Origin of the sequence: Acinetobacter sp. YH12097 (genome assembly GCF_013419225.1) — a bacterium.
GTDB lineage: Bacteria > Pseudomonadota > Gammaproteobacteria > Pseudomonadales > Moraxellaceae > Acinetobacter > Acinetobacter amyesii.
This window is the reverse complement of sequence record NZ_VPAN01000008.1, coordinates 16,871-29,861: the sequence shown is the minus strand read 5'-3', so window position 1 is coordinate 29,861 and position 12,991 is coordinate 16,871. Positions and strand designations below refer to the sequence as shown.

The 12,991-nt window shown below is 41.4% G+C and carries 17 protein-coding genes; all 17 read left to right on the top strand.

Features of this window, described 5'->3' with window-relative positions; all coding sequences use genetic code 11:
• Window positions 1-12 precede the first annotated feature (12 nt).
• Window positions 13-435, top strand: coding sequence for a biopolymer transporter ExbD (locus tag FTU37_RS05505; RefSeq protein ID WP_180123947.1), 423 nt, complete (start codon window positions 13-15; stop codon window positions 433-435).
• Window positions 435-2,162, top strand: a complete 1,728-nt coding sequence (gene msbA, locus FTU37_RS05500) for a lipid A export permease/ATP-binding protein MsbA (RefSeq protein WP_180123946.1) — start codon at window positions 435-437, stop codon at window positions 2,160-2,162. Before FTU37_RS05505 ends, msbA begins: the two co-directional genes overlap by 1 nt.
• 3 nt (window positions 2,163-2,165) lie before the next feature.
• Window positions 2,166-3,179, top strand: a complete 1,014-nt coding sequence (gene lpxK, locus FTU37_RS05495; RefSeq protein ID WP_180123945.1) for a tetraacyldisaccharide 4'-kinase — start codon at window positions 2,166-2,168, stop codon at window positions 3,177-3,179.
• Between the two features lie 3 nt (window positions 3,180-3,182).
• On the top strand, window positions 3,183-3,944 hold the full coding sequence (kdsB, locus tag FTU37_RS05490; protein ID WP_078188952.1) for a 3-deoxy-manno-octulosonate cytidylyltransferase: 762 nt from the start codon (window positions 3,183-3,185) through the stop codon (window positions 3,942-3,944).
• 13 nt (window positions 3,945-3,957) lie between these two features.
• Window positions 3,958-4,941, top strand: a complete 984-nt coding sequence (locus FTU37_RS05485) for a DNA polymerase III subunit delta' (RefSeq protein WP_180123944.1) — start codon at window positions 3,958-3,960, stop codon at window positions 4,939-4,941.
• Between the two features lie 15 nt (window positions 4,942-4,956).
• Window positions 4,957-5,298: a PilZ domain-containing protein gene (locus tag FTU37_RS05480; protein WP_111885061.1), complete on the top strand. Its 342-nt coding sequence runs from the start codon at window positions 4,957-4,959 to the stop codon at window positions 5,296-5,298.
• Window positions 5,299-5,329: 31 nt separating this feature from the next.
• Window positions 5,330-6,103, top strand: a complete 774-nt coding sequence (locus tag FTU37_RS05475) for a TatD family hydrolase (RefSeq protein WP_180054571.1) — start codon at window positions 5,330-5,332, stop codon at window positions 6,101-6,103.
• A 42-nt stretch (window positions 6,104-6,145) separates the two neighbouring features.
• Complete coding sequence (locus tag FTU37_RS05470; RefSeq protein ID WP_168378896.1) at window positions 6,146-6,760, top strand: TetR/AcrR family transcriptional regulator; 615 nt, start codon at window positions 6,146-6,148, stop codon at window positions 6,758-6,760.
• A gap of 9 nt (window positions 6,761-6,769) precedes the next feature.
• Entirely contained in the window at window positions 6,770-7,327 is a 558-nt protein-coding gene (locus FTU37_RS05465) for a type II secretion system protein (protein ID WP_168378897.1), read from the top strand.
• Window positions 7,317-7,709: a type II secretion system minor pseudopilin GspI gene (gene gspI, locus FTU37_RS05460; protein WP_078188947.1), complete on the top strand. Its 393-nt coding sequence runs from the start codon at window positions 7,317-7,319 to the stop codon at window positions 7,707-7,709. Before FTU37_RS05465 ends, gspI begins: the two co-directional genes overlap by 11 nt.
• Window positions 7,710-7,755: 46 nt before the next feature.
• Entirely contained in the window at window positions 7,756-8,385 is a 630-nt protein-coding gene (gspJ, locus tag FTU37_RS05455) for a type II secretion system minor pseudopilin GspJ (protein ID WP_180123974.1), read from the top strand.
• 39 nt (window positions 8,386-8,424) lie between these two features.
• Complete coding sequence (gene gspK / locus FTU37_RS05450; protein ID WP_078193662.1) at window positions 8,425-9,372, top strand: type II secretion system minor pseudopilin GspK; 948 nt, start codon at window positions 8,425-8,427, stop codon at window positions 9,370-9,372.
• A 130-nt stretch (window positions 9,373-9,502) separates the two neighbouring features.
• Entirely contained in the window at window positions 9,503-10,099 is a 597-nt protein-coding gene (locus tag FTU37_RS05445) for a 6-carboxytetrahydropterin synthase (protein ID WP_180022532.1), read from the top strand.
• Window positions 10,100-10,135: 36 nt separating this feature from the next.
• Window positions 10,136-10,849 carry a uracil-DNA glycosylase gene (gene ung / locus FTU37_RS05440; RefSeq protein ID WP_180007388.1) on the top strand — a complete coding sequence of 238 codons (714 nt, stop codon included), beginning with the start codon at window positions 10,136-10,138 and terminating at the stop codon, window positions 10,847-10,849.
• Window positions 10,846-11,967, top strand: coding sequence for an enoyl-CoA hydratase/isomerase family protein (locus tag FTU37_RS05435; RefSeq protein WP_078188941.1), 1,122 nt, complete (start codon window positions 10,846-10,848; stop codon window positions 11,965-11,967). The genes ung and FTU37_RS05435 overlap by 4 nt, the downstream gene beginning before the upstream one ends.
• Before the next feature lie 7 nt (window positions 11,968-11,974).
• On the top strand, window positions 11,975-12,526 hold the full coding sequence (tadA, locus tag FTU37_RS05430) for a tRNA adenosine(34) deaminase TadA (protein WP_168378901.1): 552 nt from the start codon (window positions 11,975-11,977) through the stop codon (window positions 12,524-12,526).
• 26 nt (window positions 12,527-12,552) lie between these two features.
• Complete coding sequence (locus FTU37_RS05425; RefSeq protein ID WP_111885054.1) at window positions 12,553-12,984, top strand: SRPBCC family protein; 432 nt, start codon at window positions 12,553-12,555, stop codon at window positions 12,982-12,984.
• Window positions 12,985-12,991: the final 7 nt, after the last annotated feature.

Genomic DNA, 12,991 nt, shown 5'->3' with positions numbered 1-12,991 from the left:
TGGAGACTGCGCATGAAATTTAAACGTCGTCAGGTTGAAGATATTCATATCAACCTTACACCGATGATTGACTGTTTGATGTTCATTTTGGTGTTCTTGTTGCTCTCGACCACCTTTAACCAGGTGAGTCGAATGAACCTGACATTGCCAGATGCACAGGGTGTACCGCCTAAAAACTATGATCAAAAGATTGAAGTTGTAGTGGATTCATCAGGTCACTATTCTGTCAATGGTCAGTCATTGGCCAGTAAAGAAGTCTCTGATTTGAATACTGCAATTAAACAGACAGCCAATGATCGTCGTGATTTAATGTTTGTGATTGCAGCAGATGCAAAAGCAACACATCAAGATGTGATTCGGGTGATGGATGTTGCAGGTCAACTTGGATTTGTGAATGTCAACATCAGTACTAAAGTTCCAACTCGAGGTTATTAGTGAAGCACGATTTTAAGGTCTATTTACGCCTATTAAGTTATTTAAAACCTTTTTGGGGAATCGGCCTGCTGGTTTTGCTTGGTTTCGGTATTAATGCTGCGACAGAAGTTTCTGTCGCAAAATTATTGGAGCGCATTATTGAAGCCATTCAAAACAAAGATCAAAGCTTTACAACCTTATTTCCACTCTTGGTGGTTTTATTGATGTTCTTCCGTGGACTCGGTTTGTTCATGGGGGGATATTTTACCGCAGTGATTTCTCGAAACTTAATTTTTAATATTCGTCAGCAAGTGTTCGCAAAACTCATGCGTTTGCCTTCGCAATATTATTTAGATAATTCGAGCGGTCATATCACTGCAAAAATTATGTATAACGTTGAACAGTTGACGGCGGCATCGTCTGAGTCACTGAAAACGATTGTACAACAGGGTCTGATTACCATCGCATTATTGGGTTATTTGCTCTATACCAATTGGCGTTTAACCCTGTGTATTTTGATTTTTGGCCCAATTATTGGTCTGATCATCCGTAAAGCGTCGAAACGCATGCGTAAATTATCCATGCAAGTACAAAGTACCATGGGTGACGTTAACCATGTGGTGCAAGAGACAGTACAAGGCAACTTGGTAGTGAAGGGCTTTGCAGGGCAAGATTATGAACAAAAACGTTTTTATGAAAGCTCAATGGAGAACTTACGCCGCGGCTTAAAAATGGTTGTGGTGCAGCAGCTCAATAGCCCAATTGTTCAGCTGATTATGTCGATCGCGCTCAGTATCGTGATGTATATCGCGCTACGCCCAGAGATTTTACAAGATACAACCGCGGGTGAGTTTGTAGCGTATATCACTGCCGCAGGTATGCTGAGTAAGCCAATTAAAACCTTGACGGATGTCAACGAAAAACTACAACGAGGCATGGCAGCAGCTTATTCAGTTTTTGAATTGCTTGATATGCCTGAAGAAGTAAATAACGGCACGCTTAAGCCTGCTTTGAAAGGCGATGTCGAATTTAAAAATGTTAATTTGGTCTATGCCGATGGTCACCATGCGATTCATGACTTCAATTTAAAAGTGAATGCAGGGCAAACCGTTGCATTGGTTGGGCGTTCAGGTGCAGGTAAAACTTCACTGGTCAATCTGTTGGTGCGTTATCAAGAGGTGTCCTCAGGACAATTGTTGCTTGATCAGCATGATATTCACGACATAGAACTCAATAGCTTGCGTACTCAGATTTCGATGGTGAATCAGCAAGTGGTTTTGTTTAACCGTACTGTGCGTGAAAATATTGCTTATGGCCAACTCGAGCATGCAACAGATGAACAAGTCATTGCTGCTGCTAAAGCTGCATTTGCACATGATTTTATTATGGATTTACCGCAAGGTTATGACACTCCATTGGGTGCGCAAGGTTTAAACCTGTCTGGTGGTCAACGTCAACGTATTGCGATTGCGCGTGCGATTTTGAAAAATGCACCGATTTTAATTTTAGATGAAGCGACCAGTGCGCTAGATAACGAGTCTGAATTTTTCATTCAGCAAGCATTTGACGCTGCGATGCAAGATCGTACCACGATCGTGATTGCGCATCGTTTATCGACCATTGAAAATGCAGACTGTATTGTGGTGATGGATAAAGGGCGTATTATTGAACAAGGTTCACATGCGGAACTGATGGCACAACGTGGTGCATATTACCAACTTCATCAGCGTAATTTTGAGGAAAATTAAGTCATGTCTTTTGCACAATTGATTCAGGATGCTTGGAATGAACAGGCAAAGTGGCTCGTTGTGTTTAGACCTTTGTCATGGCTTTATCGTGGCGGCTTTTTACTCAATAAAAAACTCTATCAATCAGGTATTAAGCAAAGTTATAAAGCGCCTATTCCAGTCATGGTCATTGGAAACATCACAGTGGGTGGAAGTGGTAAAACCCCATTGCTCATTCACTTGGTCAGTTATTTAAATAGCTTAAAGCTGCGTGTTGGTGTGATCAGTCGTGGCTATGGTGGTCAAGGACCATTTCCGGCCTATGTGGATTTAGATTCGACGGCTGAAATCGTGGGTGATGAACCGAGCTTAATCGTTCAATCTACTGGCGTGCCGATGGCAGTCGGTCCAAATCGCCAGCAAAGTATTGAGTTGCTGCTATCTAAGCATGAATTGGATTTGATCATCTGCGATGATGGGTTGCAGCATTGGGCGCTTCAACGTCAGTTGGAGTGGATCGTACTGGATAATAACCGTGGTTTAGGCAATGAAAAATTATTACCCGAAGGTTATTTGCGTGAACCGAAAAAGCGCCTTGCCACTGGAACGGTCATTGAGCATTCAGCAGATCCAAGTTCTCCACTGAATATGCACTTAGAAGCGGCGCAGCCTTATTTGCTCAATAAAGATCTTGTGACGATATTTGATGCAAGTAAAGATTTTTATGCTGTGGTGGGTATCGGCTTTCCGCAACGCTTTTATAAAACCTTAGAAAATATGGGGATTCATCAATTTCAATGTCATGAATTCCCAGATCATTATGAATATGAACTGAGTGATTTGCAGTTTGAAGATGCCAATCCCATCATTACCACTGAAAAAGATGCAGTTAAAATTTTAGCGATCCTCAAAAATAATCCAGATTTTAAAAGAGAAATATGGGTTGTTCCTGTAGATGCAGTGTTGTCACCTGCGTGTTATGAAACTTTGCATGCGCAGTTGAAAAAACTGGGTCTGAAACTTCCCGAAGGCATTTAATTTATGAAACATATTGTTATTCCTGCACGTTTTTCAAGTTCACGTTTACCGGGTAAGCCTTTACTTGAAATTCATGGTCGTCCGATGATTTTACGTGTGGTCGATCAAGCCAAAAAAGTTGCAGGATTCGATGATCTTTGTGTCGCTACAGATGATGAGCGTATTGCAGCAGTATGTCGTGCGGAAGGGGTTGATGTGGTACTGACCTCTGCAGAGCATCCATCAGGGACAGATCGTTTAAGTGAAGTTGCACGCATCAAAGGTTGGGCGAGTGATGACATTATTGTCAATGTGCAAGGTGATGAACCTTTGCTTCCCGCTCAATTGGTAAAACAAGTTGCACAATTACTTGTAGATCAGCCGACATGTTCGATGTCGACGCTCTGTGAGCCGATTCATAGTCTAGATGAGTTTCAACGTGACAGTATCGTCAAAGTGGTGATGTCAAAGCACAATCAAGCGCTGTATTTCAGCCGCGCGACTATTCCGTATGACCGTGATGGTGCAAAGCAAGCTGAACAAACCTTGCATGATCAAGCTTTTCGTCATTTAGGTCTTTATGCATACCGCGTAAAACTCCTTCAAGAATATGTCACTTGGGATATGGGTGTACTCGAAAAATTAGAAAGCCTTGAACAATTACGCGTTTTGGAAAATGGTCACCGTATTGCCATTGCTGTGGCAGAAGCGAACCTACCACCGGGCGTAGACACTCAAGCTGACCTTGATCGTTTGAACCAAATGGATGTTTCAAACTTCGAATAAGGTTTAACGATTTATGCAAAACGACATTGTGGCGCAAGTGTACCCTTGGCAGCAAAATACATGGAATACATTAACCAGCCGTTTTCCACAACTGGGACATGGCGTGCTTTTGTATGGCAAAAAAGGCTGTGGTAAAGAGGCATTTGCAAAACAATTTCTTGCATGGGTGCTGTGTCAAAAACGTGATGAGCGGACTGAGCCATGTGGTGAGTGTGGGAGTTGCCAGTGGTTAAAGTCAGATACACATCCAAATTTTGTCCACATCAGCACAGATGAAGACAATAAAAAGCAAAACGCCAAAATTAAAATCGAAAAAGTTCGTGATTTATTGCCCTTTGTGCAGCAAACCGTAGACGGTTGGCGAGTTGTGCTGATTGAGCCCGCTGAAGCATTAAACATTGCGTCATCGAATGCGTTGCTGAAAACGCTAGAAGAGCCGGGTGAGCGGATTGTGATTATGTTGTTGGCAGAGCATTATTTGAAATTGCCGGCAACCATTCGCAGTCGTATGCAGCACTATGCATTGGATCGTATTGAACCCGAACAATCACAGCAATATTTACAGCAGCATTTGCCCGATAGTGGTGAAACCCAGCGCAAAGTTCTCATGAACTTAGCTAGTCAAATGCCATTACAAGCAATTTCATTGGCAAGTAGTGAATGGCTAAATATGCGCCAAGAGTTTCTACAAGATTGGCAAAAACTTGTGACACAAAAAAACATGCCGATGGCAATTGCGACCAAGTGGAATAAAGCTCTGAGTTTTAGTGATTTTAGTCAAATGTTTGAATACTTGTTGTCCGATATAATTTGTGTCAAGCTAAATCAATCCATAAAAAATATAGATTTGGATTTTGGAGTGTTGGCAGAGCAATATTCGCTCGAAACACTCTTTGGGATTTATACAGAATTACATCAGTCTAAGCGGTTCATCGAGCAGAACGTACAGGGGAATCTGGTCGTAGATGAGCTTTGCATCAAACTGATGAATGTTTAATTAAGGGGAAACATCATGCAACCACGTATGGGCGGGATTGTTCACGCTAATATTCCAGATGTGGAAACACTTTTTGCGAGCTACATGCCTTATGTCGTTGGTGGCGGTTTATTTGTACCATCAAAGCAAGCTGTGAAAATGGGTGATGAGGTTTTCTTATTGGCGACTTTGCCTGAACAAAGTATAAAAATTCCTTTGACAGGAAAAGTGATTTGGATTTCGCAAAAGCAAAATGGCATTAAACCACAAGGCTTTGGAATTCAATTAAGCGGCGAAAAAGGCGTTTATTTCAAAACAGAAGCAGAACGTTTACTTGCAGGGCTTAAATCTGAGGGGCGTAGAAGTTACACTATGTAGTTACAACAGTGAAGACTTGTAGGTACATATTGTGTTTGTAGATACCCATTGCCATTTAACCATGCTCGACTTAAGCCCTTATGAGGGTAATTTAGATCTTGCATTGGATCAGGCTCGTCAAGCCGGGGTCTCAAAATTTATGAGTATCTCGGTTGATCTAGATGACCATATCGAACTTTCAAAAATTGCTGCACGTCATGCCGATGTAGGTTATTCCGTTGGGGTACACCCATGTGAAGATCCTGCAACGATGGCTCGGGCAACAGAAGAATATCTCATTGAATTAGCACAAGCTGAAAAGGTTTGGGCGATTGGTGAAACAGGGCTGGACTATTTTCATAGTACAGACTTTATTGCAGAGCAAAAAGAATGCTTTGCCCGTCATATTCACGCATCGCAAGCCGTAAAAAAACCGGTGGTTGTACATACCCGTTCTGCAAAGCATGATACGGTGGATATTATCCGTGCAGAGAAATCTACTCACGGTATTTTGCATTGTTTTACTGAAGATTGGGAAACGGCAAAAGCTGTCTTAGATTGTGGATATTACGTGTCATTTTCAGGCATTGTTTCTTTTAAAAATGCACAAGATTTGCGTGATGTGGCCAAGCAAGTACCATTGGATCGAGTGCTGATTGAAACTGATAGTCCATACCTTGCACCGATGCCCTATAGAGGAAAGTCTAATGAACCAAAATACGTTCCCTATGTAGCCAAAGCCTTAAGTGATGTATATGATAAGTCAATTGAAGAGATGGCTTTCATTACAATGCAAAACTTTGAAAATCTCCTCAATCTTAAGTAAATAATTTGAATTGATATAAGAGTAAGAGAGTATAGGGTGAAGATGGATCGTCAAGCTCAGTTTAGAGCAAGAGAAGCATTAATTTTCCAAGTGGCAGAGCAACTGCTATTGGAAAATGGCGAAGCAGGGATGACACTAGATGCGCTAGCGGCAGAACTCGACTTGGCAAAAGGGACGTTATATAAACATTTCCAAAGTAAAGATGAACTATATATGTTGCTCATTATTCGTAATGAACGCATGTTATTGGAAATGATTAAAGACACCGACAAAGCTTTTCCTGAACACCTTGCTTTCTTTATGTTGCATCACTTACATCACCCAGAACGTACAGTGTTGTTTCACCAAATTGAAGAGCGTTTATCGACAACGGGTGTGGGTATTCAGCACTTGTTTAGTGAACTATATCAAGTGCGCAAACAACGCCTACGATTGATCATTCGTATGACTGAGCGTTACTTGGAGTCGATTCAAAGTAGCATGCCAGTACGTGATTATCTTGCTTCGATTTGGTCACTTACACATGGTGCTGCAGCAATTTTGAACTCTAGTTTTTATCAGCGTTATTTGGGTTCAAGAGACACCTTGCGGGTTGCTTATATTGATCAAGCCTTGGCCTTACCAAAACAAGTGCATGCGGTTGCTCAATTCGCTTAAAGGCTGCTTATGAAAATAGCATCACCATCATCGGTTCGTGGCTTCACCCTCGTAGAATTGATGGTGGTGATTGTGATTATGGGCATCATGGCCTCATTGGTGCTTTTGAATATCGGTGGAACAGATCAACGCAAAGCCATGCAAGCACGCGAAGTGTTTGTGATGGATCTGAAACGAATTTTACGCGATGCAAATGATCAAGCTTTGATATTGGCCTTACAGCAAAACGCTGGAACGGATGTCAACACGCAAAGCTATGCGGTACAAGAATATTTACCAGAACAAAAACGTGTAGAAAATAGTATTTTAAATCAGAATAATAAATGGCAAAACTATAAAGATTTTGAAACCCGAGTATTACCTGAAAATGTCTCTTTTACGATTCAGCCTTTAGATCAGCAGTATGCAAATGCCAATAATGATGATTTGTTAAATACCAATGCACCCAAGTTGATTTGGTTGGGCAATGGTGAGGTAAAGCCTGTGCGTATACAGTTTTATTTTGAAGAACGTCCCATTGGTAATGAAATCGAAATCGATCATTTAGGGAAAGTTAATGCGGGCTAAAGGGTTTACGCTACTTGAAGTCATGGTGGCATTGGCGATTTTTGCGACTGCGGCAATGGCTTTGTCTAATGTTGCGATGCAATATACACAGTCGACAGCACACGCAATTTTAAGAAATAAAGCACAATTTGTCGCGTTGAATGAAATCGCTAAGATGGAAATCAATCGTGAATGGATGACGGGTACTGCATCTAAACAAGTCACTGAACAAGGCGAACAATGGCAAATTGACAAAAAAGCCCAAGCCACCATTAGTCCAAATGTACAACGGATTGATATCCAAGTGAGTTTGATGAATGCTGAAACAGGCGATGTTGAAGCAGGGATTAGCAGTTTGGTGTTCTTTAACTATAAGGCTCCGTTGGATGAAAATAATAACTAGAAAAAAACGTACATCTCAAGATATGCCTGTGCTTGTACAGCAAGGAATGAAGAATCAAGCAGGATTTACCTTAGTTGAGCTTTTGGTTGCGATTGCTATTTTCGCAGTGCTGTCTGCTTTGGGTTGGAAGGTTTTTGATTATGTCTCGAAAGTGAAGGAACGAAACGCAACCCATGAGGCAAGGCTTAGTCAGTTGCAAGATGCCCATCAGCAAATTCTCAGAGACACAGTACAAGCTGTGCCCTTAACTGCCAATATTAATGGAGATATTCAACCAGCGTTAGTATTGCAAAATGGCCGATTTAATTTCAGTAAGACAGGTGTCACTGATCCATTAAATCAGGGCATTGCACCTGACGAGCGAGTGGAATATCAATACAAAGCTGATGAAAAAAAATTGTATCGGCTAAAATTTAAAAATCTCAACCAAACGGGGCATGATCAGCCAGATTCGAGTGTTTTACTGGATAATATTGAACAATATAAAATCACGGTACTCAATCCAAATGAGTTGGACAGTTGGCCAGATTCAGCTGCAGATCTGAATAATGAAAAAACCATACAACTGTTACCACGCGGCATTAGGATGCAACTCACAGTCGATGGGACAGACTATGAATGGCTATTCAGTTTGTTAAATACTGATTTTTTATTGGATAAAAATAAGAATGGTTAACGGTCAGGTTGTGGGGTCATTTGAAGTTCGGAGTTGCTTATGAAACAGCAACGCGGCATTGCTTTATTAACCATCCTGATGATGGTGGCTTTGGCAACCATTGTTGCAGCAGGCATCGCAAAACAACAAGCCAATACTTCTGAAAATACCGCCTACGTGATGCGCCAAAATCAATCGATGTTATATGCGAAAAGTGCCGAAGCATTTTTTGCCGAACTTCTGGTAAATGATGCTGAAAATGCAGGGCAGGTGGATCATTTACAAGAAAATTGGGCTCAGCCCATGCCTGCTTTTCCAGTGGAAGGTGGAACTGTTGCAGGTGTGCTCCAAGATGAATCTGGCAAATTTAACCTCAATAGTCTGGTTTCAGAGGAGGGTGTGGTAAATGACAAAGCAAAGTTATGGTTTGAAAAAATATTGCAGCGTGTTGGTTTACCCGCAGAATTAAGTCAAGCTGTGATCGATTGGCAAGATGAAGATGATGAGACCTCTGGCCCGATGGGAGCTGAACTGGCGTACTATCGTGGTTTAAATAATGCGGCACTACCGCCAAATGCAAAATTTCATAGTGTGGAAGAGTTGAAATCAGTCCGTGGTTTTGAAGGTGCTCAATATAAACTGATTGCACCCTATGTGAGTAGCTTGCCCTCGCATGAAACAACGGTAAACATTAATACCGCTCCTGCATTTTTGTTGGCAACCATGGATGATCGTTTAGATGTCAATGCAGTCGAACAAGCTTTGCAACAAAAAGCTGCCAAATTTGAACATTTTGAAAATATCAATGATTTATGGGCAATGGAGCCATTTGCACAGGTGAGCACAGAAAATCGAGAAGTTTTAAACTCACAATTGGGTGTGCAGTCGAACTATTTTAAAGCGCAAATTGAAATTATTTTAAATGAAAGAAAGCGTCAATTTACCAGTGAGTTAGTGCGAAAAGATAAAGATGTATATGTGGCTTTTCGCAGTATGGCACCATTTTAGGTCTTAAATATCGCTAAATTTTCATGATGCCTTTTCCCAATTGTGCTGAACAGCAAAATTAATGCCTCTTGTTAGACTTTTGCATTATAATCTCTGAGAACCCATAGATTATTTGATTGCATTACGACATATGTTAATTCGTAAGTTATTTAAGTTTGAAAACGCGCATATCGTGCGTAATTGCACGTCAGACCGTTGCAAACGTTCCATTCATGGACACAGTTATAAAGTCGAACTATTACTTAAAGCGTCGAAACTTGACCATGGACAAATGGTTTACGATTTCGGTTTGCTCAAAGGGGTAATTAAAGACTTATTTGACAGTTTTGATCACGCGATTTGTTTTTGGCAACACGATGATGCTGAGTACATTCGTGCCTGCAAACAGTTCAGTGCACGTTGGGTCGAACTACCCGTATCGCCCTCAGCGGAACAATTTTCACGAATCTTCTTTTACTTAGCACAACAAGTTCTAAAATCAACAGAAACTCAAAATGGTGAGGGTGATGTTGAGGTGTATTCTGTGATTGTGCATGAGACAGACACAGGCTATGCGCAAAGCTTCTTAGAAGATATCAACAACGCACAAATGGGGTTGTTGCAGTTAGATCAAATCGTCTTCTCCGAACAGGTTCAGTCGGAATGGAACGATACTCAGATGTATGAAAAATTAAAACAGGGTCAAAAATTTTTAAACCCTGCAGTTGATTTACAAATTAGAATTTAAGTAAATATTTGGTTTTATTAGGATTGGTTAACAGTGATGTCTTTAACAGAAGAGCAACAAGCAAAACTCGCTAAAGTGCAGCTTGATGCTAGCTGGAAATATGGCCTAAGTGAGTTTTTGCTTAGCCCTCGCATGGATGAGTTAAAAGACTTTCTGCTACAACAAATCAAACAGGATAAAGTGATTTATCCACCGAATCCGCTAATTTTTAATGCCTTAAACACGACGCCTATGGCAAATGTAAAGGTGGTGATTTTAGGCCAAGACCCGTATCATGGGCCAAATCAGGCACATGGCTTGAGTTTTTCGGTACAAAAGGGGGTTGCATTACCACCTTCTTTACGTAATATTTTCCATGAGTTAAATACCGACCTTGGGGTACCTGTGTCAAAACATGGGGACTTAACACGCTGGGCAGAACAAGGTGTTTTGCTTTTAAATGCGGTACTGACTGTTGAGGCTGGGCAACCAACTTCACATCAAAAACGTGGCTGGGAAGATTTTACAGACCATGTGATTGATGTTTTAAATGAACAACGTGAGCATATTGTCTTTATTTTATGGGGGGCATATGCACAGCGTAAGGGACAACGCATTGACCAAAATAAGCACTTGGTGCTAAAAGCCGCGCATCCATCACCTTTGGCTGCAAACCGCGGTGGTTTTTTTGGTTGTAAGGTGTTCTCAAAAAGTAATAATTATCTTAAACAAAATGGCATTGAGCCAATAGACTGGCAGCTGGACGCATGACTTATTCTCCCGTTTCAAAAAATTATCACCCAGATCTGATTGTGGAAGAAGCGAAAAAGGGCTGGCGCATTGTTCGCCTGAATCGCCCAAAATCGCTTCATGCATTAGATGAATCTATCTGTACAGCGTTGCTTGAAGTCTTTCAGGACTTTCAACACGATGATGCAGTAAAAGCGATTTGGTTAGATTCCACTACGCCAAAAGCATTTTGTGCAGGTGGCGACGTACGCAAATTGCGACAATTGGTGGTCAATGATGAAGTTGAAACGGCGAATAAATTCTTTGAACAAGAATATGCTCTAGATTTGCTGCTGCATAACTATGCAAAGCCGATTTTGGTTTGGGGCGAAGGTTATGTCATGGGTGGTGGTTTAGGTCTGTTTATGGCTGCACCTTTCCGCTTGGTAACACCTTATTCACGTTTAGCAATGCCTGAGATTAATATTGGTTTGTATCCAGATGTAGGTGCGACGCGTTTCCTTGCTGACCGTGGCGCCATTGGTTTGTTTACTGGGTTAACCGGCTCGATTATGACCGCAGCAGGTGCTTATGGTATCGGCTGGGCAACGCATATTTGTGATGCTCAGCGTGATAATGTACTTGAAACTGTCATTAATATTGATTGGGATCATTATCCAGCGGGCGATTTTCGTGCCATTGATGACACTTTAAATAGTATGCATCGTCCTGTGGGGCCGGGGCCATTACAAAACTCGTTAGATGTGATTCAAAGTGTGTGCCGTGGGCATAATTTTGAACATGACTATGAATCAATTATTGGTTTAAGTGATGCGCGCAGTGATTGGTTACGCCAAGCCAGTGAAAATCTACAAAAAGGTTCACCTGCAACCGCCGCATTAACATGGTTGTTGTGGCAGTGGGGCAAGCAAGTGCATTCTTGGAATGAAGTGTTTGAGCTAGAAACCCAAATTTCGGATTGGAAAATTCGTCACGCGGACTTTGTTGAAGGTGTGCGCGCCCGTCTAGTCGATAAAGACCTGTCTCCAGAATGGAAAAAAGGTACAGATCTTTCCCTCAAAGGAATTCTGGCTGATGAGCCTCCTGTAACCAATATTGACAGTTGGAATGCGCTGTTAAGACAGTACGGTGTAATTTAATTAATTGATGTCTGAACAAAACCAATATAGTGATGAACGTTGGATGCAGCTTGCTTTCGAGCAGGCTGCACAAGCCGCAGAATTGCAAGAAATTCCTGTAGGCGCAGTCATTGTGAGTCAAAATCAAGTCATAGGTGCAGGGTTTAATGCGCCGATTTCTCTGAAAGATCCCACCGCACATGCGGAAGTACAAGCTTTGCGTCAAGCTTGTTTAAATATCGATAATTACCGTTTACCCGACGACGCAACCTTATATGTAACTTTGGAACCATGCACAATGTGTGTGGGCGCTTTGGTACATTCGAGAATTAAGCGTGTGGTATTTGCAACGACTGAGCCTAAAGCAGGTTCTTTAGTCAGTTCGCGTCAATTATTAAATTCAGGCTACTATAATCATATCTTTGAGTTTGAGCATGGTTGCCTACAAGAGAAATGCTCCCAACAATTAAGTGATTTTTTTAAAATGCGTCGTGAACAAAAACGACTGATGAAGTTACAGGAAAAAGCCACTTTGACTGAACTTAATTTAAAAAATCAAGTAAACTCTACTGACAATTAATATTGTCAAATAAAATAGGGTACACCATGAAATCCATTCAAGTAAAAAAAGAATTTAATGCACCGGTCGAGCAAGTTTTTGAATTGCTTTCAAAACATTCGACCTATAACGTGGCTTTTGCACCGATTCAAGTGGTGCGCGTTAAAGATTCAGCGGATCCTGAACGTCCTGATGGCGTAGGTTCTGTACGTCGTATGGGCTTTGGGCCAGTGAAGCCGTTACAAGAGCAAATAACCTTGCTTGAGCCAAACCAACGCATTGAATATAAAATTATTAAAAACCCATTGGTGAAACATCATTTGGGTGTGATTCAATTCGAAGCGATTGATGCTGCGCGTACTTTAGTCACTTATACGATTGAATTACAGGCGCGTGCGCCATTCGTTAGTCAGTTAATCCTTGCGCAACTGAAGTCAGCGATTAAAATTGGTTTTTCAAAACTTGCAAAAACCGTATAAACAAAAG

Excerpts from the sequence above, each read along its gene's own strand:
- FTU37_RS05485 (WP_180123944.1), top strand. The coding sequence starts at position 3,958 with ATGCAAAACGACATTGTGGCGCAAGTGTACCCTTGGCAGCAAAATACA.
- FTU37_RS05465 (WP_168378897.1), top strand. The coding sequence starts at position 6,770 with ATGAAAATAGCATCACCATCATCGGTTCGTGGCTTCACCCTCGTAGAA.
- kdsB (WP_078188952.1), top strand. The coding sequence starts at position 3,183 with ATGAAACATATTGTTATTCCTGCACGTTTTTCAAGTTCACGTTTACCG.
- lpxK (WP_180123945.1), top strand. The coding sequence starts at position 2,166 with ATGTCTTTTGCACAATTGATTCAGGATGCTTGGAATGAACAGGCAAAG.
- FTU37_RS05480 (WP_111885061.1), top strand. The coding sequence starts at position 4,957 with ATGCAACCACGTATGGGCGGGATTGTTCACGCTAATATTCCAGATGTG.
- tadA (WP_168378901.1), top strand. The coding sequence starts at position 11,975 with ATGTCTGAACAAAACCAATATAGTGATGAACGTTGGATGCAGCTTGCT.
- gspI (WP_078188947.1), top strand. The coding sequence starts at position 7,317 with ATGCGGGCTAAAGGGTTTACGCTACTTGAAGTCATGGTGGCATTGGCG.
- FTU37_RS05505 (WP_180123947.1), top strand. The coding sequence starts at position 13 with ATGAAATTTAAACGTCGTCAGGTTGAAGATATTCATATCAACCTTACA.
- FTU37_RS05445 (WP_180022532.1), top strand. The coding sequence starts at position 9,503 with ATGTTAATTCGTAAGTTATTTAAGTTTGAAAACGCGCATATCGTGCGT.
- FTU37_RS05425 (WP_111885054.1), top strand. The coding sequence starts at position 12,553 with ATGAAATCCATTCAAGTAAAAAAAGAATTTAATGCACCGGTCGAGCAA.
- ung (WP_180007388.1), top strand. The coding sequence starts at position 10,136 with ATGTCTTTAACAGAAGAGCAACAAGCAAAACTCGCTAAAGTGCAGCTT.
- FTU37_RS05470 (WP_168378896.1), top strand. The coding sequence starts at position 6,146 with ATGGATCGTCAAGCTCAGTTTAGAGCAAGAGAAGCATTAATTTTCCAA.
- FTU37_RS05435 (WP_078188941.1), top strand. The coding sequence starts at position 10,846 with ATGACTTATTCTCCCGTTTCAAAAAATTATCACCCAGATCTGATTGTG.
- gspJ (WP_180123974.1), top strand. The coding sequence starts at position 7,756 with ATGAAGAATCAAGCAGGATTTACCTTAGTTGAGCTTTTGGTTGCGATT.
- gspK (WP_078193662.1), top strand. The coding sequence starts at position 8,425 with ATGAAACAGCAACGCGGCATTGCTTTATTAACCATCCTGATGATGGTG.